This is a genomic window from Providencia sp. PROV109 (assembly GCF_033681625.1).
In the GTDB taxonomy this organism is placed as follows: Bacteria; Pseudomonadota; Gammaproteobacteria; order Enterobacterales; family Enterobacteriaceae; genus Providencia; species Providencia hangzhouensis.
Genome location: NZ_CP096320.1, coordinates 478,066 through 494,017, shown reverse-complemented (window position 1 = coordinate 494,017; position 15,952 = coordinate 478,066). Strand labels below are relative to the sequence as shown.

14 protein-coding genes are annotated in these 15,952 nt (G+C 42.2%); 5 read left to right on the top strand and 9 right to left on the bottom strand.

The genetic code is table 11. The features are described from left to right. Positions 1-65: 65 nt before the first annotated feature. Positions 66-155 carry an ilvB operon leader peptide IvbL gene (gene ivbL, locus M1F25_RS02180; protein WP_099975407.1) on the bottom strand — a complete coding sequence of 30 codons (90 nt, stop codon included), beginning with the start codon at positions 153-155 and terminating at the stop codon, positions 66-68. Between the two features lie 332 nt (positions 156-487). Here ivbL and M1F25_RS02175 point away from each other — a divergent pair, with 332 nt between their 5' ends. Continuing rightward, entirely contained in the window at positions 488-1,660 is a 1,173-nt protein-coding gene (locus M1F25_RS02175) for an MFS transporter (protein ID WP_004260887.1), read from the top strand. 242 nt (positions 1,661-1,902) lie between these two features. Next, complete coding sequence (locus tag M1F25_RS02170; RefSeq protein ID WP_004260890.1) at positions 1,903-2,310, top strand: helix-turn-helix domain-containing protein; 408 nt, start codon at positions 1,903-1,905, stop codon at positions 2,308-2,310. A 284-nt stretch (positions 2,311-2,594) separates the two neighbouring features. Here the strand turns inward: M1F25_RS02170 and M1F25_RS02165 are convergent, their stop codons facing one another. Next, positions 2,595-3,116: a single-stranded DNA-binding protein gene (locus M1F25_RS02165; protein WP_096864666.1), complete on the bottom strand. Its 522-nt coding sequence runs from the start codon at positions 3,114-3,116 to the stop codon at positions 2,595-2,597. A gap of 665 nt (positions 3,117-3,781) precedes the next feature. Between M1F25_RS02165 and uvrA the strand changes: the two genes are divergently transcribed. Further along, complete coding sequence (gene uvrA, locus M1F25_RS02160) at positions 3,782-6,616, top strand: excinuclease ABC subunit UvrA (protein ID WP_112307708.1); 2,835 nt, start codon at positions 3,782-3,784, stop codon at positions 6,614-6,616. A gap of 80 nt (positions 6,617-6,696) precedes the next feature. Here uvrA and M1F25_RS02155 read toward each other — a convergent pair whose 3' ends face one another. The 3 genes from M1F25_RS02155 to dnaB all read right to left on the bottom strand — a co-directional run bounded on the left by M1F25_RS02155 (position 6,697) and on the right by dnaB (position 10,782). Next, on the bottom strand, positions 6,697-7,893 hold the full coding sequence (locus tag M1F25_RS02155) for an aromatic amino acid transaminase (RefSeq protein ID WP_036958319.1): 1,197 nt from the start codon (positions 7,891-7,893) through the stop codon (positions 6,697-6,699). A gap of 102 nt (positions 7,894-7,995) precedes the next feature. Next, entirely contained in the window at positions 7,996-9,078 is a 1,083-nt protein-coding gene (alr, locus tag M1F25_RS02150; protein ID WP_004260901.1) for an alanine racemase, read from the bottom strand. Positions 9,079-9,369: 291 nt separating this feature from the next. Further along, positions 9,370-10,782 carry a replicative DNA helicase gene (gene dnaB / locus M1F25_RS02145; RefSeq protein WP_004260904.1) on the bottom strand — a complete coding sequence of 471 codons (1,413 nt, stop codon included), beginning with the start codon at positions 10,780-10,782 and terminating at the stop codon, positions 9,370-9,372. 212 nt (positions 10,783-10,994) lie between these two features. On the opposite strand from dnaB, the gene M1F25_RS02140 reads away from it, so the two are divergent. After that, positions 10,995-11,978 carry a quinone oxidoreductase gene (locus M1F25_RS02140; protein WP_110731425.1) on the top strand — a complete coding sequence of 328 codons (984 nt, stop codon included), beginning with the start codon at positions 10,995-10,997 and terminating at the stop codon, positions 11,976-11,978. Positions 11,979-12,033: 55 nt separating this feature from the next. Here M1F25_RS02140 and dusA read toward each other — a convergent pair whose 3' ends face one another. From dusA to M1F25_RS02125, 3 genes are all read right to left on the bottom strand, one after another. Next, on the bottom strand, positions 12,034-13,035 hold the full coding sequence (gene dusA / locus M1F25_RS02135) for a tRNA dihydrouridine(20/20a) synthase DusA (RefSeq protein WP_109912593.1): 1,002 nt from the start codon (positions 13,033-13,035) through the stop codon (positions 12,034-12,036). A gap of 213 nt (positions 13,036-13,248) precedes the next feature. Beyond that, the gene (gene ycaC / locus M1F25_RS02130) at positions 13,249-13,875 is read right to left on the bottom strand and encodes an isochorismate family cysteine hydrolase YcaC (protein WP_004260919.1); all 627 of its coding nucleotides are present in this window, start codon (positions 13,873-13,875) and stop codon (positions 13,249-13,251) included. A 137-nt stretch (positions 13,876-14,012) separates the two neighbouring features. Then, complete coding sequence (locus M1F25_RS02125; RefSeq protein WP_004260921.1) at positions 14,013-14,222, bottom strand: YdgH/BhsA/McbA-like domain containing protein; 210 nt, start codon at positions 14,220-14,222, stop codon at positions 14,013-14,015. Between the two features lie 243 nt (positions 14,223-14,465). Between M1F25_RS02125 and cbrC the strand changes: the two genes are divergently transcribed. Beyond that, positions 14,466-15,053 carry a PF03691 family colicin E2 tolerance protein CbrC gene (cbrC, locus tag M1F25_RS02120; RefSeq protein WP_181489181.1) on the top strand — a complete coding sequence of 196 codons (588 nt, stop codon included), beginning with the start codon at positions 14,466-14,468 and terminating at the stop codon, positions 15,051-15,053. 49 nt (positions 15,054-15,102) lie between these two features. Here the strand turns inward: cbrC and M1F25_RS02115 are convergent, their stop codons facing one another. Next, positions 15,103-15,897, bottom strand: coding sequence for an inositol monophosphatase family protein (locus M1F25_RS02115; RefSeq protein ID WP_140172634.1), 795 nt, complete (start codon positions 15,895-15,897; stop codon positions 15,103-15,105). Between the last annotated feature and the right edge of the window lie 55 nt (positions 15,898-15,952).

Genomic DNA, 15,952 nt, shown 5'->3' with positions numbered 1-15,952 from the left:
GGTGATAAAAAACCCCGCTCGGTTTGCGCCGGCGGGGTTTCTAAATCTGCGTTGATTTGTACCCGTTACGGCGCTAAGCCCACGACCACCACCACACGCACGACCACCGCGGCACATGGCGCGGTTAGTAGTAGGTTTGAGTGATTAGTAATCATGTTCACGGGATTTTCCTGTTTAGTCTGTCTAATTTATTGATTATTGTTTTTCAATTTCTTTTCTTAAGAAAACATAAATTTCTCAGGATGACAATCATTTTTTCTTGTTTTATTCCAAAGGAATGATAATTGCGACATTCATCACACACCACTCTAATGGAGATATTATCTACAAAAACAAAAAAAATACAGCATTAATCGCTATTTTAAATCCCCCAAAAAACCTTGACTTAAAGTCAACTTCAAGTTGTATCCTTTGCTCCAATCAAGGGGATTGCGCCCTTGATGAAAATATTAACTAATTGATTTTTAATTAATAAAAAGAGGGATATATGCCAAAATCCGTTTGGTGGTTAGCCATCACACTTGCATTATTTATCACAGGAAATGCTATTGTCCTTTCTGTAGCAGTGGTTATTGGCGAAAAACTGGCTACCAACCCAACTTATGCAACAATTCCACTGGTAAGCCAGTACGTTGGCTTAATCCTAGCAACTATTCCGATCGCGTTTTTAATGCAAAAGTATTCGAGAAGAGTAGGCTTTATTATTGGTAACATCGGTGGGTTAATCGGCGCAGGCTTTTCTATTCTGGGCGTGATAGAAAGCCATTTAATTTATTTTTCTATTGGACTGTTTTTTACTGGGATTGCTATTGGTACTGCACAACAATTCCGTTTTGCCGCAATTGAAGAAGCCCCCATTTCTTTACGAGCAAAAGCCATTGGCCTAGTTATGAGTGGAGGCATTGCCGCAGCCTTAATCGGCCCAACATTAGCTATTACCACCCAACGATTTTTTACAGAATACCCGTTTGCAGGGCCGTTCATCACGTTAGCCGCCATTTATGTAATCGCATTTATTCTATTATTAATTGTGCCATTAAAGAAAATAGTGAAAACGCCATCGGATGAAGTGTTAGTCAAACGCGACTACAGTGCATTGTATTCACAACCTATTTTAAAATTAATCGCCATTGTTAGCGCGGTTGGATATGCCATTGTGGTTTTCACCTTTGCCTCGATACCGTTATCTATGAAACAACATGATTTCGCCTTTTCCTCTATTGCAATTGTATTTCAATTCCATGTATTAGGTATGTTTGCACCGTCATTTTTCACTGGAACATTAATTCATCATTTAGGGACAAAACGCATTATTTTCTGCGGTATCATATTGTTAATTTTATCAGCGACTATGAACCTGCTAGGTAACCATTTTTACAATTATTTGTTGGCGGGTATTTTTGTCGGTGTCGCCTGGAATTTAATTTTAATCAGCACTACTAACCTATTACCACATACCTATGAAGCTCATGAACGCGCTAAAGTGCAGGGAATGACCGATTTTCTTATCTATTTCTTCGGTGGAATAGGTAGCTTAGGAGCAGGGGTTCTTTTCTTCACATTCGGTTGGCAGACGATGAATACCCTATCTGTCGTCATCTCAGCCATAATTTTAATTAGTTTCTGGAAGCTAAAGAAATATATCCCCAGCAACCAATGAAGAGCTTTACCATAGTACCGTGTTTTTATATTCAAAGGGCGTAATAGTTTCATCTGTTGCTAATCGATATCATTATGAATATATCTCCTTAAGATAAACTCTACTGGCTATAAACTAATTAAAAATCGGTGTTTTGTCTATTTTACAAATTAACAAACTGTATTCGGTTTTGTTTACCATTTATTTATTGGCTATTGACTTAATGACGGATAAGATTAAAAAGTAACTAATAGGAAGATATTATGTATAAAGAAATCCCTGTTCCCTGTAATGGGAAATACACAGAATTTCAATCTACAGTTGTTAATGAAATATTAGTTTGGATTGAAATGAACTTAACCAGTCGTTTATTACTCGATGATATCGCACTCAGATCAGGATATACAAAATGGCATTTACAAAGAGTATTTAGAAAAGTCGTAGGTATGCCTTTAGGTGAATATATTCGCCGAAGGAGAATTTGTGAAGCTGCTAAAGACCTATGTTCTACCGAGCTTCAAGTTATTGATATTGCATTAAAATACCAATTCGACTCCCAACAATCTTTTGCAAAGCGATTTAGAGCTTATTTAGGTACGTCACCGTCAATCTATCGCCTATCGGGTGAAAGTCAAAATGACCCATTACTACTGGAACCTAAAGTAGCTTGATACGCTAATATGAAAATAAAATTTATATTTCCTTTTTTAATAACACTACCAATACAAAGCCCCATGTAAGTTAACTACTGGGGCTTTATTATTTCCCATTTAGTTAAGAAAACCTTAATTTAAAATTAATAAAACCTTAAGGTTTCAGTTTTATATTTACTTTACTATCTTAATAAAAAAATAATAATTTTTGGGGTATATAATTTTATACATTTATCTTTATTAAAAAATAAAGGCTTCACGAGGAAGCCTTTATTTTTTGTGCATTCTAATCAGCAAATAAATTAGAACGGAATATCGTCATCGAAATCCATTGGTGGTTCATTAGTTTGTGGAGCAGGTGCTGATGAGCGTGCGGCTGGAGCTCCGCCACCACTAAATTGTTGTGCTGCTTGAGGCTGTTGAGGTTGGCCCCAACCGCCTTGGCCGCCTTGACCTTGTGATGGTGCATCACCGCCACGGCCACCTAGCATTTGCATTGAGCCACCGATATTCACAACAACTTCTGTCGTGTAACGGTCTTGACCACTTTGATCTTGCCATTTACGTGTTTGCAAAGAACCTTCTATATAGACTTGTGAACCTTTTTTCAGGTATTCACCCGCCACTTCCGCTAATTTGCCGAAAATAACCACGCGGTGCCATTCGGTTTTTTCACGCATCTCACCGGTTTGCTTGTCACGCCAACTTTCAGAAGTTGCCAGAGTCAGGTTTGCCACAGCTCCGCCGTTAGGCATATAACGGATTTCTGGATCTTGTCCTAGGTTACCGATAAGAATTACTTTATTTACGCCTCTGCTGGCCATTTATCACTCCTGATGCATTGAATTTTAATCTCTGGATTAGCCGTGAAGTTTACCACGACAGAGCTGATTTGCACCAATATTTGAAATTAAGCTTGTTAATTTGCGAAACGCTTTCCAACTTTTGGTGAAATTCTACCGTGCCAATTTTCAGTATAGACACAAAATAATTCGCACAGCATCTATCTTTTCGATAAATGCAGATCGCTGTTTTTCTGTTTCACCATTAAAATCTTACTCTAAATAGTTCAAGCTGTGGCTAGGCGGCAAGCGAAGGTATCGCGGGGAGCATACAAAAGTATGTGACCTGCGTAGCTGAGAGCAGCCAACAACGCCACGGTTTGAAATATGACGAGTAAAAATAAAGCGAAGATATCGCAGAGAGCATACAAAAGTATGTGACCTACGTAGCTGAGAGCAGCCAACAACACCACGGTTTGAAATATGATGAGCAGAACCTATTCTAAATAGTTCAAGCTGTGGCTAGGCGGCAAGCGAAGGTATCGCGGGGAGCATACAAAAGTATGTGACCTGCGTAGCTGAGAGCAGCCAACAACGCCACGGTTTGAAATATGACGAATAGGAAATACTGTATATCCATTCAGCCATAAATATGTGATAATAGTCTCTTGCGATTGTTCAATATCAAATCATCCGGGAAGTGGTAAATGGATAATATCGAAGTCCGCGGCGCACGCACGCATAATCTGAAAAACATCAATCTCATCATCCCTCGCGACAAACTCATTGTTATTACTGGGTTATCTGGTTCAGGGAAATCATCTTTAGCTTTTGATACCCTGTATGCAGAGGGTCAGCGCCGTTATGTTGAATCTTTATCTGCTTATGCTCGCCAGTTTCTTTCTTTAATGGAGAAACCGGATGTCGATCATATTGAAGGGTTATCCCCTGCAATTTCGATTGAACAAAAATCCACTTCACACAACCCACGTTCGACGGTCGGAACCATCACAGAAATTCATGACTATCTGCGGCTATTATTTGCACGTGTTGGTGAACCTCGCTGCCCTGATCACGACATACCGCTTGCGGCTCAAACTGTTAGCCAGATGGTCGATAATGTTCTGGCTCAACCCACCGATCGCCGAATGATGCTACTTGCTCCTGTCGTTAAAGAACGTAAAGGGGAGCACGTTAAGTTACTCGATAACTTAGCCAGCCAAGGCTATATCCGTGCCCGAATTGATGGGGAAGTTTGCGATCTATCCGATCCACCAAAGCTCGAATTACAGAAAAAACATACGATTGAAGTCATTGTCGATCGTTTTAAAATTCGTGATGACATCGCTCAGCGTTTAGCCGAATCCTTTGAAACCGCACTAGAACTCTCTGGCGGTACCGCAATTGTCGCGGATATGGATGATGCGAATGCAGAAGAACTGGTTTTTTCTGCCAATTTTGCCTGCTCTGTTTGCGGCTACAGTATGGTGGAACTTGAACCTCGCCTATTTTCTTTTAACAACCCTGCAGGGGCCTGTCCAAGCTGTGATGGCTTAGGTGTTCAGCAGTTTTTTGATCCCGAAAGAGTCATTCAAAATACTGAAATCTCACTCGCAGGTGGTGCAATTCGGGGTTGGGATCGCCGTAATTTTTACTATTTCCAAATGCTGATGTCATTAGCTGAGCATTATAAATTTGATGTGGAAGCGCCTTATGACAGTCTGAGTCCTGCCATTCAAAAAATTATTTTATATGGTTCAGGCAAAGAAACGATTGAGTTTAAATACCGTAATGACCGTGGCGACATCACTGTGCGCCGGCACCCTTTTGAAGGCGTGCTCAATAATATGGAACGCCGTTATAAAGAAACAGAATCAACGGCTGTCCGTGAAGAATTAGCGAAATATATTAGCAACCGTCCATGTGTCTCTTGCCATGGGACGCGCTTACGTAAAGAGGCGCGCTTTGTATTTGTTGAAAATACGACATTGCCTGAAATCGCAGATTACAGCATTGGCCACGCAATGGAGTTTTTCCAAAATCTAAAACTCACAGGCCAGCGCGCTCAAATCGCAGAAAAAGTTTTAAAAGAAATTGGCGATCGCCTGAAATTTCTCGTCAATGTTGGGCTTAATTATCTGACACTTTCACGCTCTGCTGACACCTTGTCTGGTGGCGAAGCACAACGCATTCGTTTAGCAAGCCAAATTGGTGCTGGTTTAGTGGGAGTGATGTATGTCCTTGATGAACCTTCAATTGGCTTACACCAACGTGATAATGACCGCTTACTTGAAACCTTGATCCACCTGCGTGATCTGGGGAATACCGTGATCGTCGTTGAACATGACGAAGACGCGATCCGCGCTGCTGACCATGTGATTGATATCGGCCCGGGTGCCGGTGTACATGGTGGGCAAATTGTTGCCCAAGGAACGCTGGAAGATATTGTCGCAAACCCTGACTCACTCACTGGTAAATTTTTAAGTGGTGAGCGCAGAATTGATATCCCACAGAAACGCGTTCCAATAAATAAAGATAAAATGCTGACGGTGTTTGGGGCAAAGGGCAACAACCTGAAAAATGTGACGTTAAAAGTCCCTGTTGGGTTATTTACCTGCATCACTGGCGTGTCTGGTTCAGGCAAATCAACACTGATAAACGATACGCTATTCCCTATTGCTCAACGCCAATTAAATGGGGCGACTACCATCACCCCTGCCCCTTATTTAGATGTAGAAGGTTTAGAGCACTTTGACAAAGTCATTGATATTGACCAGAGCCCAATAGGCCGTACACCACGTTCGAACCCTGCCACCTATACTGGTGTGTTTACACCTGTGCGTGAACTATTTGCTGGTGTGCCTGAGTCTCGGACTCGTGGTTATAACCCAGGGCGTTTTAGCTTTAACGTTAAAGGCGGTCGTTGTGAAGCTTGCCAAGGTGATGGGGTTATTAAGGTTGAAATGCACTTCTTGCCTGATGTGTATGTCCCTTGTGACCAATGTAAAGGCAAACGCTATAACCGCGAAACGCTAGAAATTAAATATAAAGGTAAAAATATCCATGAAGTGCTGGATATGACCATCGAAGAGTCTCGTGAATTTTTTGATGCCGTACCTGCCCTTGCCCGCAAGTTACAAACGCTGATGGACGTTGGTTTATCCTATATCCGCCTCGGTCAATCAGCGACGACGCTCTCTGGTGGTGAAGCACAGCGTGTGAAATTAGCTAAAGAGTTATCTAAACGCGGTACAGGGCAAACTATCTATATTTTGGATGAACCAACAACTGGCCTGCACTTTGCTGATATTCAACAGCTCTTAGTCGTTTTACATCAGCTTCGTGACCAAGGAAACACCATTGTGGTGATTGAGCACAACCTTGATGTCATTAAGACAGCGGACTGGATTGTCGATTTAGGCCCTGAAGGGGGTAGTGGCGGCGGTGAAATCTTAATTGCAGGCACACCAGAAGAAGTGGCTGAGTGTGAAAAATCTCACACCGCACGGTTCTTAAAAACGATTTTAGAACGCGGCTACTAAGTAGAAAGGCCATTAAAAAATAAGTAAGAAGATTATCAGGGAGCATTTTGTTCCCTGATAATTATTACGATAGCTAAGAATTATTGGCTAACGGCAGCAAATGCTTCAACAATGCGTTTAACATTATGGCGATTGACACCTGCCATACAAACACGGCCAGTTCCAACCAAGTAAACCGCAAATTCGTCTTTCAAGCGAGCCACTTGCTCTTTAGAAAAACCAGTGTAGCTGAACATGCCGCGCTGCTTTAATAAGTGATCGAAATTTTGGTTTGGTAATGCTTTTTTTAGCTCATCCACCAATACCGTACGCATGTCTAAAATACGTAAGCGCATCTCTTCCACTTCCGCTAACCATTTGGCTTTTTCTGCGCTGTTGGTTAATACCGCAGCAACAATTTTTGCACCATTAGATGGCGGGCTAGAATATAAACGGCGAACACCCGCTTTTAACTGGCCTAACACACGGTCACGTTCATCTTGGTTTTCACAGATCACAGAAAGGCCACCTGCACGTTCACCGTAGATACCAAAGATTTTAGAAAATGAGTTACTGACAAACACGGGTAAGCCAGCTTTAACCATCGCTCGGATAGCATAAGCATCTTCATTAATGCCTTCTGCAAAACCTTGATAAGCAATATCTAAAAATGGGATCAATTTGCGTTCTAATGCTACCTTAGTGACTTCATCCCATTGTGCAGGAGTCAGGTCGGAGCCTGTTGGGTTATGACAGCACGGGTGCATTAGGATGATGCTATTAGCAGGCAATTGTTTGAATGTCGCTAGCATCTCATCAAATTTAACGCCTTTGGTTTTTTCATCAAAGTACGGGTAGTAATGCACTTTTGTTCCCGCACCTGAAAAAATAGAGGCATGGTTTTCCCAAGTTGGGTCACTGCACCACACTTCGGAATCGGGATAATATTGATGTAAAAAATCAGCACCAATTTTTAACGCACCAGAACCACCAATCGTTTGGACGGTAGCGATACGTTCCTGTGCAATTAGCGGGCAATCCTCACCAAATACTAATTTTTGTAATTCAGTACGGTAATCTTTCAAACCTTCCATAGGCAAATACAGTGATGCGCTTGCTGGCAGTTTATTTAACGCCGCTTTTGCCGTACCGACTGTCGCCAGTTCAGGGGTTTTCCCGTCACCATCATAGTAAAGACCGATACTCAAATTAATTTTATTTTCACGAGAGTCTTTATTAAATTCATCCATTAACGACAGAATTGGGTCGCCCGGATAAGCATCAACATGTTCGAACACAGGACATCTCCTAATCATTATTTTACGCTAAATAAACCAAGCGATGATTTGCCATATTTAGCGCCATTTTTACGTTGTTATCTGAAAATAACCCTTTGCTGGCTATTCGTCTACATATTCCATTGCAACTCTAGAGGTTAACTTCGTCAGTAACTCATAGTTGATAATGCCTGTTTGTGTGGCAATTTCTTCAACCGGTAGTTGATTTCCCCACAAAATAACGTCATCCCCCACTTTATCATCGGCATTTAGTCCCAAATCCACCACTGTCATATCCATGGAAATTCGCCCAACAATAGGCACTTTTCGCCCATTAATTAACACCGGTGTGCCTGAAGGTACGTTACGTGGATAACCATCACCATAGCCGATTGCAACAACACCAAGCAGTGTGTCTTTGTCACTACACCATGTTTCACCATAACCTACACATTGTCCTGCCGCATGTTCCCTAACCGCAATTAATGTTGATTTTAGTGTCATCACAGGAAGCAAACCGAAGTCTTCTGCACTTTTCCCTTCTTGTGGCGAAGCGCCATACATCATGATCCCTGGACGAACCCAGTCATAGTGAGCTTCTGGCCAAAGTAAAATTCCTGCGGAGGCGGCAATGGATTTCTCACCCTCTTTACCGTCAATAAACTGTTTAAAGCAGGCAATTTGTTTTTCAGTCGTCGGTAAATGGGGGGCATCCGCTTGGCAAAAATGACTAACAATATTGATAGGGAGCTGAACTTGCTGGCAGCGTTGTAAACGTTGATAAAAGCCTTCGGCATCTTTAGGAAGTATGCCAAGGCGGTGCATACCTGTATCCAGTTTCATCCAAACTTTAAGAGGATAGGGTAATTTGGTGGCTTCTAGCATTTCAAGCTGTTCTATACAGTGGATCACGGTGTCAATCTGGTGTTCTGCCATTAACAACAAGTCAGATTGTTCAAAAAAACCCTCCAGTAAAACAATCGGTTTTATCACACCGTGCTGCCGTAATAGTAGCGCCTCATTGAGTCTTGCCACACCAAAGCCATCCACCAGCTCTTCTACTGCCTGACCAACCCCTACTAACCCATGACCATAAGCGTTTGCTTTGACAACTGCAATCATCTGGCTATTTGGTGCAATTTCTTTCACCCGTTGCAAGTTGTGTCGCAGAGCGCGGCGGTTTATCAATGCGGTTGCCGCTTTCATTGTTTCCTCGTTCTTTTTCTCTAAACCCGCTAAAAATTAAGCTGCCCTTTGGCAGCCCAATATATTCTCTATTTGTTATACGCTAAAAAATATCAATTTCCATTCGATCTTGTTTCTGTATAAAGAAAAAATTATTCAAACTAGTTTAACTTTAATACTCTAAATAGTTTGCATTGTCGCTAGGCGGCGATTGAGCTAATCCAAGAAGCATACATAAGTATATGATTCGCGTAGCCGAGTGCAGCCAACACCGTGACAGCGCAAAATATGACGAGTATTTATGATGAGGATTTAGTCCTCATCATTATAAGCTGGCCCTGCATAATTATCGAAGCGCGACCACTGCCCATTAAACGTCAACCGCACCGTACCAATCGGCCCATTACGTTGTTTACCGAGAATGATTTCCGCAACCCCTTTGAGCTCACTATTATCGTGATAAACCTCATCACGGTAGATAAACATGATTAAGTCCGCATCCTGCTCGATAGACCCTGATTCACGTAAATCCGAGTTAACAGGGCGCTTATCGGCACGTTGCTCAAGACTACGGTTTAACTGCGACAGAGCCACCACAGGTACATTTAATTCTTTCGCTAGCGCCTTAAGTGAACGTGAAATTTCGGCAATTTCTAACGTACGGTTGTCAGAAAGAGCAGGAACTCGCATCAATTGGAGGTAGTCAATCATGATCAAACTTAAACCACCATGTTCACGATAAATACGCCTCGCACGTGAACGAACCTCTGTGGGAGTCAGGCCCGAAGAGTCATCGATGTACATATTGCGCTTTTCCATCAAAATACCCATCGTGCTTGAAATTCGCGCCCAATCCTCATCATCAAGTTGCCCAGTACGAATACGGGTTTGGTCAACACGGGATAATGATGCCAACATACGCATCATGATTTGGTTTCCTGGCATCTCTAAACTGAAGATTAAAACAGGTTTTTCTTCCGTCATCGCCGCGTTTTCGCACAAGTTCATTGCAAAAGTGGTTTTCCCCATCGATGGACGCGCGGCCACAATAATTAAATCAGAACCTTGTAAACCTGCGGTTTTTTTATCGAGGTCTTGGTAACCTGTTGAAACCCCAGTAACACCGTCGTGCGGTTGTTGGTAAAGTTGCTCAATTTTTTCAACAGTTTCAGACAAAATGGCTTCAATACCTTTTGGCCCTTCGTCTTTATTCGCTCTTGACTCGGCGATTTGGAATACTTTGGTTTCGGCTAAATCGAGGAGATCTTCACTGCTTCGCCCTTGTGGATCATAACCTGCATCTGCAATTTCATTAGCGACTGAAATCATATCCCGAACAATCGCACGTTCGCGGACGATGTCTGCATAAGCATTAATATTCGCCGCACTTGGCGTATTTTTAGATAGCTCAGCCAAATAAGCAAAACCACCGACGCTATCCAACTCACCCTGCTGTTCTAGTGATTCTGATAAGGTGATAAGGTCAATAGGTTTGCCTTGCTCAAGCAAAAATTGCATCTGTGAGAAAATGGTACGGTGGGGGCGGCTAAAGAAATCAGCGTGGGTCACACGTTCAGAAACGGTATCCCAACGCTCGTTATCTAACATTAACCCCCCTAAAACAGACTGCTCCGCTTCGAGAGAATGTGGTGGAAGTTTTAACCCTTCCATTTGGTGGTCTCGTGGGGCATCCGTTTTAAAATTTGATGAGGGTTTTTTAGCCATACATTAATATCCAAGTCTATAATTAACGATCTGCGCTTAGTATACGCCAATCTTATTTTTTTGTGGTTTTCTTTGCGTCTTTGCGCAAAGTAATCACAAGATAAAATACATCACTGAAAGCACAAACCTATAATTCTTCTGATTGAAACATGGCGTTATGATAAAACGATTGTTATTGTAATTAAAATGAATAGTCCTTATTGGAGATTGTCATGGCAAAACGTATTGAATTCGCGCAACATGGCGGCGCTGATGTACTTAACTTAGTAGATTATTCCCCAGCAAACCCAGCAGATAATGAAATTCAAATAGAAAACCGTGCTATCGGGATTAACTTTATCGACACCTATGTTCGCAGCGGTTTATACCCTGTTGCTAAGCTACCAAGTGGCCTTGGTACAGAGGCGGCAGGTGTTGTTGTGAAAACTGGTGCCCATGTCACAGGTTTCAAGCCCGGTGACCGTGTCGTTTATGCGCAAGGCCCTCTAGGTGCTTATAGCGAAGTCCATAATGTCCCTGAAAGTGCCGTGGCACACCTTCCTGATGGTATTACCTTTGAACAAGCCGCTGCCAGCTCATTAAAAGGCATGACGGTTTATTATTTATTCCATCAGACATATCAACTGAAACGTGACGAAGTCTTTCTGTTCCACGCCGCTGCAGGTGGCGTTGGGTTGATAGCTTGCCAATGGGCAAACGCGCTAGGCGCTAAGATGATAGGCACGGTGGGTTCTGCAGATAAAGCGTTAAGAGCCAAAGATGCCGGGGCATGGGAAGTCATCAATTACCAAACAGAAGACATTGCAGCTCGCGTGAAAGAAATCACTAATGGCGAGAAAGTGAATGTGGCGTATGACTCTGTCGGTCAATCTACATGGATTGCTTCTTTAGACTCGCTCAAGCGTCGCGGCTTAATGGTGAGTTTTGGTAACGCTTCTGGTCCTGTTACCGGTGTAAACTTAGGAATTTTAAACCAAAAAGGCGGATTATACGTCACTCGCCCATCACTTGGTGTCTATGTGACTAACCGTGCTGAGCTAGACCAAGCTAGTAATGCCTTATTTGATATGATTTTAAGCGGAAAAGTGAATGTAGATGTGCCGCAATCACAAATTTTTGCTTTAAAAGATGCACAAAAAGCTCACCTCACTATCGAATCAAGAAAAACCCAAGGTTCGAGTTTATTGGTTCCATAATAAGCGACTCAATATGCAAAAAGCGCCAAATGGCGCTTTTTTCCCCACATGATAGCTATTCGCCACGCGTCACAAACTCGAGAGCTTGCTCAACAACGACTAAGTCAGCCCCTTTTTTATGCGCATTTTCACTTAAATGACGACGCCACTGACGTGCGCCGGGGATACCTTGGAAAATCCCTAACATATGGCGGGTCATATGGCCTAAATAAGCGCCTTTCGATAACTCTTTTTCGATGTAAGGGTACATCGCTCTAACAGCGTCAACACCATTAGTGACAGGAAAGTGCTCACCAAACAATTGGTTATCAACCGCCGTTAAAATAGACGGGTTTTGATAGGCTTCGCGCCCCACCATGACGCCATCTAGGTGTTGAAGATGCTCTTTTGCTTCTTCCAGCGTTTTGACTCCACCATTAATCGCCATGGTCAAATGAGGAAAATCACGTTTTAATTGATAAACTCGCGGGTAATCAAGTGGTGGGATTTCGCGATTTTCTTTTGGGCTAAGGCCGGACAACCATGCTTTACGTGCATGGATAATAAACATTTCACAGCCGCCTTTATCAGAAACAGTTTCAATAAAATCACATAAAAACGCGTAGCTGTCTTGCTCATCAATACCAATACGAGTTTTTACGGTTACAGGAATAGAAACCACGTCTTGCATGGCTTTCACACAATCAGCAACAAGCTGCGCATCTCCCATTAAACAAGCACCAAAACGCCCATTTTGTACGCGATCTGATGGGCAACCTACATTTAGGTTAATTTCATCATAACCACGCTCTTGTGCCAATTTGGCACATTGCGCTAATGCGGCAGGATCGCTACCACCAAGCTGTAACGCAACAGGATGCTCTTCCTCACTAAAAGCAAGATAGTCCCCTTTTCCGTAAATAATCGCCCCTGTTGTGACCATTTCGGTATACAGCAAGGTATTTTTGCTTAATAAGCGATGAAAATAACGGCAATGGCGATCTGTCCAATCGAGCATCGGCGCAACGGAAAATCGGTTTAGGTTGGTGTAGCCTTGTTTTGAGGTATTTTGATGCATGGTGGTCTTGTGTATTGAAATCAAATGGATAGCCCCCAAAAGTAAGGAGCCAAGCAAAAACAGCAGGCTATTATAACATAGAGCGAATTAAGTGCGATGATGACGAAAATGAGCGGCTGAACTCAGTTAATTTAACGAAATAACCCCCGATATGAGCAATGTCGTATCGAGGATTTTTAAACCAATTATGTCATTTTAATACCCAGTTACGCACTATTTTTTCGCAGAAAGCAGTGCATAGCTGGTCATTAAGTTGCGGTAATCAGGGATATGGTTTGAAAACAAAGTGCCTAACCCTTCCACATCATTACGCCAATCACGGTGTAATTCACAAGCGGCACCAAACCAGCTCATCAATTGAGCACCTGCTTTTGACATTCTATCCCACGCGGCATCACGTGTAATCGGGTTAAATGTACCTGAGGCATCAGTGATCACAAAAACTTCATAGCCTTCTTCCAGTGCAGATAGTGCAGGAAATGCCACGCATACTTCTGTCACAACACCGGCAATAATCAGCTGTTTTTTACCTGTGGCTTTGACAGCTTTAACGAACTCTTCGTTATCCCACGCGTTGATTTGACCAGGGCGAGCAATGAAAGGGGCATCAGGAAATGTTTCTTTTAATTCAGGAACTAACGGGCCATTAGGACCATCTTCAAAAGATGTAGTCAAAATAGTTGGTAAGTTAAAATACTTTGCCAAATCGGCCAGTGCTAACACGCTGTTCTTGAATTTATCTGGGTCTTGGTCACGAACTAGCGATAACAAACCCGTTTGATGGTCAACAAGTAATACAGCTGCATTATCTTTATCTAGGCGGTTATATTTGAAACTCATATCAACGACTCCTCAATGATTAGAAAAGTACTCTATGTGGGTTCAGATAAAACAAAAGTGGTATTTAATCTGCTTATCGCGCCTAAAACACCACTTTTTATCAAAAATATTTCAACAAGATGAATTCATACAATTCGTTATTTAGTTTCTGCGCTCATTGTGACAAAATTCCCCATACGAGCACTGGTAATTGTATAGCTATCTGCGCCCGCTGCTTTAGCTTTAGCTGCAATTTTCGCTTCTGTTGAAGCTAGCGTATCACCTGTTGCGGTGATTGTTGCTGCTGATGCACCAAATGCGACGAAAGATAATACAGAAGCTGCCATCAAAGTTTTTAACATGTTCATAGTCTAATTCCTTCATTTTTTATTCGATGAGACAACCCTTGTTGTCTGCGATGAAGGCATCATATCGACAATGTTATTTAGGTTAAAGCTAATAATATAGCTCAATTTATTCAAATTAACTGAACAATGTACTTTATCTGAAACTCACCATGGAATAAAACCGAAAGATATAATCAAGCAGCCTTGTGGTATGCTTTCCCAAAGTTGGTTTACTTCTCGCGCAACCTTTAATAGGAACTGTATATGCCACTCAATAACCGAACACTCCCTACATTTAGGTACCACCCGAACCCTATTGAAACAGAAGCTTTTCTGACGGATAAAACAGTAACCTGTGATTGTTGTAAGCAACCTACTGATATTTATTATGAAAGCCCGTTTTATTCTACTGCGGATATTGATGCTTTGTGTCCTTGGTGTATTGCTGATGGTTCTGCCAGTGCAAAATTTGATGGTGAGTTTCAAGACCCTGACAGTGTTGAAGGTATTGATTGCGAATATGACGAGGACGGCGAGTTTTCACATACCCTAAACCCCTACCCTACTGAACTGTTTGATGAACTAATTAAACGAACACCGGGCTATCAAGGGTGGCAACAAGAAATTTGGCTCGCACACTGCCAAGAGCCTTGTGAATTCATAGGCTATGTTTACTGGGATGACATCAAAGATAGACTCGATGAATTTGTTTCCCTTGAAAATGATATCGCTGATTATGGTTTTTCAATTTCAGAGCTCGCGAATATTCTCCATCAAGATAGCTCTGCTCAAGGTTATTTATTCCGTTGTTTACATTGCAAAAAACTACGTTTGCATTTTGATTTTAGCTAATTTATATCAACTAAATCGCGTGAAGAGGCTTATCTTCACGCTCTCATCTTCAACTATTCATCAGTTCAATAATTTGCTCCGCTAATTCTGGCGTTGCGGCTGATAGCAAGCTTCCCGCAAACATGGCTTGCTTACGCTGTCCATTTAATGCACAAACTTCCCCGCCCGCCTCTCGGATACACGGAATAAGTGCCGCACTATCCCAAGGTTTCATAATGGTATCAATCGCACCATGAATGCGACCGCTGGCAACCATGGCATGCTGATAAGCGTCATTAGCAAAAATGAAGTCCCTTGCTTGGCCCACAACCGCATCCAAATGATAAATTTGCGACCCTTCTCGGGAATTATAATTACTATTATGAATGCCTGATGCGCTTACCACTGCTTCTGATAATGATTTAGGCGATTGGCTTTCGAGTTTAAGCTGTCTTGGAGCCTGACTAGCTGTTTGCACCCAGCACCCTTCCCCTTGTGAAGCAAAGTAGAGTGTGGATATCGCGGGAAAACTAATCACACTAAGTAATGGTTCCCCATTTTCCACATAAGCAATTAACGTACTAAATAACGGCACTCCATAAATAAATGCACGCGTACCATCAATCGGGTCAATTACCCAACCAGAACTGAATTGCTGCTCACCGACAAAGCCAAACTCCTCACCTAAAACAGCGATATTCGGTGTTTTTTGTGCAAAGAATGCCCTAATTTCTTCTTCAACTCGGGTATCCGTTTCCGTAACTACGGAACGATCGGGTTTATAATCAAACTTTCCCGCCCCTTCAAAAGCGTCTACTGTCATGGTTTTGACTAATTTAGCGGCTTCGAGTGCAATATCTAACATGACCAAGCTCCTCATTGAAAAAGAAAATGAGTATAACGGATAGGTTATGGAATAA

Coding starts and splice junctions, on each gene's coding strand:
- ivbL (WP_099975407.1), bottom strand. CDS start 155: ATGATTACTAATCACTCAAACCTACTACTAACCGCGCCATGTGCCGCG.
- M1F25_RS02175 (WP_004260887.1), top strand. CDS start 488: ATGCCAAAATCCGTTTGGTGGTTAGCCATCACACTTGCATTATTTATC.
- M1F25_RS02170 (WP_004260890.1), top strand. CDS start 1,903: ATGTATAAAGAAATCCCTGTTCCCTGTAATGGGAAATACACAGAATTT.
- M1F25_RS02165 (WP_096864666.1), bottom strand. CDS start 3,116: ATGGCCAGCAGAGGCGTAAATAAAGTAATTCTTATCGGTAACCTAGGA.
- uvrA (WP_112307708.1), top strand. CDS start 3,782: ATGGATAATATCGAAGTCCGCGGCGCACGCACGCATAATCTGAAAAAC.
- alr (WP_004260901.1), bottom strand. CDS start 9,078: ATGAAAGCGGCAACCGCATTGATAAACCGCCGCGCTCTGCGACACAAC.
- dnaB (WP_004260904.1), bottom strand. CDS start 10,782: ATGGCTAAAAAACCCTCATCAAATTTTAAAACGGATGCCCCACGAGAC.
- M1F25_RS02140 (WP_110731425.1), top strand. CDS start 10,995: ATGGCAAAACGTATTGAATTCGCGCAACATGGCGGCGCTGATGTACTT.
- dusA (WP_109912593.1), bottom strand. CDS start 13,035: ATGCATCAAAATACCTCAAAACAAGGCTACACCAACCTAAACCGATTT.
- ycaC (WP_004260919.1), bottom strand. CDS start 13,875: ATGAGTTTCAAATATAACCGCCTAGATAAAGATAATGCAGCTGTATTA.
- M1F25_RS02125 (WP_004260921.1), bottom strand. CDS start 14,222: ATGAACATGTTAAAAACTTTGATGGCAGCTTCTGTATTATCTTTCGTC.
- cbrC (WP_181489181.1), top strand. CDS start 14,466: ATGCCACTCAATAACCGAACACTCCCTACATTTAGGTACCACCCGAAC.
- M1F25_RS02115 (WP_140172634.1), bottom strand. CDS start 15,897: ATGTTAGATATTGCACTCGAAGCCGCTAAATTAGTCAAAACCATGACA.